General features: G+C 69.3%; 2 protein-coding genes. One reads left to right on the top strand and one right to left on the bottom strand.

Annotated elements, in window-relative coordinates:
- On the bottom strand, positions 1-3,312 hold a 3,312-nt coding region (locus ACFVYE_RS46985), incomplete at its 3' end, for an NB-ARC domain-containing protein (protein ID WP_389609709.1).
- A 46-nt stretch (positions 3,313-3,358) separates the two neighbouring features.
- Between ACFVYE_RS46985 and ACFVYE_RS46980 the strand changes: the two genes are divergently transcribed.
- Positions 3,359-3,643, top strand: coding sequence for a hypothetical protein (locus ACFVYE_RS46980; RefSeq protein WP_389609707.1), 285 nt, complete (start codon positions 3,359-3,361; stop codon positions 3,641-3,643).
- Positions 3,644-3,953 lie beyond the last annotated feature (310 nt).

Raw genomic sequence — 3,953 nt, 5'->3', positions numbered from 1 at the left:
TGTCCCGTCGGTGCCGGCGGTGGCGAGCCAGGTGCCGTCCGGTGCGATCGCCACCGAATTCACCGTGCCGGTATGGCCGATGAGCGTGGCCGTGCACGTGACAGAGACTCGGTCCCAGACGCGCGCTGTCCCGTCGGTGCCGGCGGTGGCGAGCCAGGTGCCGTCCGGTGCGATCGCCACCGAATTCACCGTGCCGGTATGGCCGATGAGCGTGGCCGTGCATGTGACAGAGGAGGGCCCATCCCAGGACAGCACCGCCCCGTCGCGGCTGTGGCGAGCAGGGGGCGGGGGCCGTCCGGCGTGATCACCACCGGTCACACCGGCCCGTTGTGACCCGTCAGGGTGGTGCAGCTGCCAGATGGACTGGTCCCAGATCCGCACCGTCTGGTCGTCGCCAGCGGTGGCGAGCCACGTCCCGTCCGGCGCGATCACGGCCGATCGCACCATGTCCGTGTGGCCAGTGAGGCTGGCAGTGCAGGTGTCGGAGCCCCCGTCCCAGATCCGCACCGTCCGGTCGTCGTCCATGCTGGTGAGCCAGGTGCCGTCCGGCGCGATCGCCGCAGCGCGGTGAGTGAGGCTGCCGGTGCAGGTACCGGAGGCTCCATCCCAGATCCACACCGTTCGGTCGTCGCCGGTGGTGGCGAGCCAGGTACCGTCCGGCGCCCTCACCACAGAGTGCACCGGAGCGGTGGGGCCGGTGCGGGAAGAAGCTTGGGCAACCAATTCCAGGTCCCAGATCCGCACCGCCGGGTCGTCGCCGGTAGTGGCGAGCCAGGTACCGTCCGGCGCGATCGCCACCGAGAACACTGAGCCAGGGTGTGCAAGGGTGGCGGTGCAGGTGCGCAAGGCCCGGTCCCAGATCCGCACCGTCTGGTCGGTCCCGGCGGTGGCCAGCCAGGTACTGTCCGGCGCGATCGCCACGGACGCCACGGGCGCCATGTCTCTGTGGGTGGCGGTGCAGCGCCCGGAGGCTCTGTCCCAGATTCGCACCGTCCGATCGTCGCTGGTGGTGGCGAGCCAGGTACCGTCCGGCGCGATCGCCACCGAGCGCACCGACCTGGTGTGGCCGGTGAGAGTTGCGGTGCACTGCCCGGAGGCTCTGTCCCAGATCCGCACCGTCCGGTCGTCGCCGGCGGTAGCGAGCCAGGTACCGTCCGGCGCGATCGCCACGGAAAACGCTGCGTGTCGGAGGATGGCGGTGCAGCGCCCGGAGGCTCTGTCCCAGATCCGCACCGTCCGATCGTCGCTGGTGGTGGCGAGCCACGTGCCGTCCGGCGCGATCGCCACCGAGAACACTGCGCCAGGGTGCACAAGGGTGGCGGTGCAGGTGCGCGAGACCCGGTCCCAGATCCGCACCGTCCGGTCGTCACCGGAGGTAGCGAGCCAGGTACCGTCCGACGCGATCGCAACCGTCCACACCGCGTTGGTGTGGCCAGTGAGGGTGGCGATACTGGTGCCGGAGGCTCTGTCCCAGATCCGCACCGTCCGGTCGTCACCGGAGGTAGCGAGCCACGTGCCGTCCGGCGCGATCACTACAGAGCGCACCGTCTCGGTGTGGCCGGTGAGTGTGCGGTGCAGAGCCGGGTGGGGGAGGTCGCATGGTGGCCATCGGTTTACGAGGCAGGGACGCAAGTCGGGGTCGTGCTGGCGCTCAGTGATCTGGGCGTGCCAGTACGGGTGCGCGTCGAGGCGGCTGTGCAGAACGGAGGTGAGAGCGTGCGGTGGGTCGGTGGGGGTGAGGAGATGGGCGGACTGGGCCAGGCTCCGCGCCAGCGATCTAGTGCGGGGAGTGTTGATGCGGGTGAGGTCGTTCCAGGGGGCGCTGGGGCCACGTTGTGTGAGGCGTGCTTCGACCCAGCGCAGGTCGCCTGCTGCGGCCTCGGCGGACGTGGTGCGGTCGGCTGCGAGCAGGTGGTCGATGAGGTGGTCGAGAAGGTAGCCGTCCTGTAGCTCCCACCAGGCGCGTTCGGGGCTGGGTGCTTCTGGGGCAAGAGGCTGGGCCGGTGGCAGGGTGACAGCGACAGCGTCGACCAGGAGGCCGTTGAGGCGGGCCAGGCCGGCCGTACCGAGATCGCCGCGGAGGTAGTCGCGGATGACGTCGTGCAGGCTGATCAGGCCACCGTTCCGCAAGTCGAGGGTGAGCAAGGACAGGCGTTCCAGGTGCCTGCACAGGGCGCGTGTCTGATCCTCTGCCAGCCCACTCGTGGCCTGCCACAGCAGAACGACGAGCGATATGGGGATGGACTCGTCTTCGGCGAATACGCCGAGTTCGGTGAAACGGTCGGCGCCGCCCGGCGGCAGCAGGGTGGTCGCGGCTTCGATCGAGGACTTGATGGCTTGGTTGCGCAGGCGGGGGTCGTCGAGATCCCACGTGGCAGCCGGAGCGTCCACGGCTCTGGGGCCGTGCGCGCGCAGCCGGTCAAGGATGAGATCAGCAGTGGCGGCGGGGTCGGCGCCGGCACCGAGTTGTTCAGTGATCAGACGGTTGGTCAGGCGCAGCAGCAGGGCCCATCGTCCGGTGGCCCGGAGCAGGCCGTCCACAACCACAGCAGGAAGGGGCGGTAGTTCCCAGGTCAGCACGGTCTTAGCCTGGCCGGGGGACATTTCGTCGACCTGGATACGGTACGTGTCGGGTGGTAGCAGAGCCGGATTGCGGGTCGTGACCAGCCGTACGCAACGGCGGCCGCCGCACAGGAAGGGGGCGAGCTGCTCGTCTTCCCACACGTCGTCAAGGACGAGCAGGGTGCGAGGACGTTGATCGAGGAGCCGACCGAGATGTGCGCCAGCCAAGTCGGGATCCCTGAACTCGGTGGTGTCGCCGGTGATGAACCGGGTGACTTCCGCGACTTTGGCGGCCACGGCTGCCCGGCCGCGGACATCGCGACCGATGGTGACGGTATAGATCCGGGAGCGGAACCGTCGCCGCACTCGTCGGCGGGCGCACACGGCCGCGGCCAACGTGGTCTTGCCGAAGCCGCCTGCACCCCACAACGAGGTGCTGATGCCCACCGCGCGCCGGCCTCGGCAGACCGCCGCCACGGTGGCGCCGGTCTGGGCCCGGTCCACAAACCAGCCCGGAACGGCCACGGACTGTGGTGGCGGCGGATCATCCCGCACCGCTGACGGATGCTCTTGCAGCCACACAGCGAAGCCGACCGCCACGGACGACAGCGCCCCAAGCACGGCAACCCACGGCCACGGGTTCCGCCGAAGCTCATCCACCAGGCCGGGCCAACGCTGGTCGGACGTGGCGGCGTTTCCCGCCAGCGCCAGTAAGACCGCCAGCGCTGCCCCCACGGCTGCAAGCGACACCAGCCCCACGATTCGGACCCGCACCCGCCCCTCCCAAAACGATTCCGTGCGCGCACAATATCGACAGGCCGATCCCATCGTCAGATGGACACCGCAATACCGCGTGTACCCATTCCGCCATCGCGGCACTACCCCCACCGGGCGGAAAGGCAATGCCCGGCCCCGGCCCGAGGTTCGCGCCATCCATCAGGCTGCCGTCATCAAGGGGCGCAGCCAAGCCCATGCCAACAAGCGCGCCGCCCTTGATGCTGCCGCACGCGAACTCGGTCACCTCGACTGGAAGACATTCATCTGCGACACCATGCACCCGAGCGTGAACCAGGTCGGCTGAAAGGTGAGCCACGCCCCGAAGACGATTGCGTACTGGCGTCGGAAGGTCCTCGGCGCGGACTGGGTGACGGCCAGCGCGCGGCTCCAGCCGCGCCGAGCCTCCGCGTACACCCGGCTCGACACGGAGTTCGCCATCCGGGGCTGGACCGACTTGGCTTCCGCACGCTGCGGTAGGCAAACGCGGCCTCCCAGGCATCGCTGCGGACGTCGGGCGTGGACCCAAGGCCGGGAAGTTAACGAACGCCCGCTGATTGCAAGGTAGTTGGTGACCAGGTTGTGGCTGCGTAGAGGCCGGGTCCGATCTTGTGGAT

Source organism: Streptomyces sp. NPDC058239 (assembly GCF_042882185.1).
GTDB lineage: Bacteria > Actinomycetota > Actinomycetes > Streptomycetales > Streptomycetaceae > Streptomyces.
This window is presented reverse-complemented; position numbering and strand designations above follow the sequence as displayed.